Origin of the sequence: Halobellus sp. Atlit-38R, from assembly GCF_003665925.1 — an archaeon.
Taxonomy (GTDB): Archaea; Halobacteriota; Halobacteria; order Halobacteriales; family Haloferacaceae; genus Haloquadratum; species Haloquadratum inordinatus.
Genome location: NZ_QXIJ01000065.1, coordinates 1 through 811 on the forward strand (window position 1 = coordinate 1; position 811 = coordinate 811).

Annotated in this window: 1 pseudogene; it reads right to left on the reverse strand. The window is 55.6% G+C overall.

From position 1 onward, the window contains the following. Positions 1–403: 403 nt before the first annotated feature. Positions 404–811: pseudogene (locus D3D02_RS18105) on the reverse strand (IS110-like element ISHvo9 family transposase); the annotation flags it as partial.

Sequence of the window (811 nt, forward strand, 5' to 3'; positions counted from 1 at the left end):
GGGTTATCTTGACTAGCGGCCCGATGCCGAGTGGCCCAGCAATGGCGGCTCACCCGTCTCTCCGTGGTCAACTCCAGATTGAACGACTGGTAGGGATGGTCTCAATCGTTCTCTCTATTGTGGGGATTTTCATCGTGGTAGGCACGTCGTTTATTCGGTGAATTTGCGCGCTGTATTCACCTATGGAAATTCTGCTGGCTCAACTAACCACCGCTAGCGATAAAGTTGTTCGCACGATTCCGTGTCTCTCGTTCTTCAACGGTGAAAAACCACTGGGCAACGCGGTGATTGAGACCTCCACAACCGGTAGGCGGTCGGAACGAGTCTTGCTAGAGCTGTCGCTTACGCTGGCCTCATCCGGCCACTGAGGAACGCCGGTCCGGCGTTCCTCAGATTCCCTTCTTCAGGCGCTCACCCCCGGTGGATCGTAGACTTCCTCTCGGACGAGCATGTAGTACATCGAGACGAGCAGTTTTCGTGCCGTCGCGACGATCGCTTTTTTCGAGTTCATTCGACGATTCAACCGGTGGAAGAACGTGCTTAGATACGCGTCTTTACACGTGTACACGGCTGAGTACGCACTCTGAACCAAGATCCAGCGAACTCGTCCTGAGCCGCGTTTCGAGATACCACCCTCGATCCGCGAGTCACCGGACTCGCGGATCGTCGGGTTCAGTCCCATGTAACTCAGGACCTCTTTGTGGCCGTCGAACCGATCGATCTCACCCAGTTCAGCGTAGACCAGCAACGCGGAGTAGTAACTGACACCGGGGATGGTCATCAGCAGCTGGGTCTCCTTCAGAGAACCAGC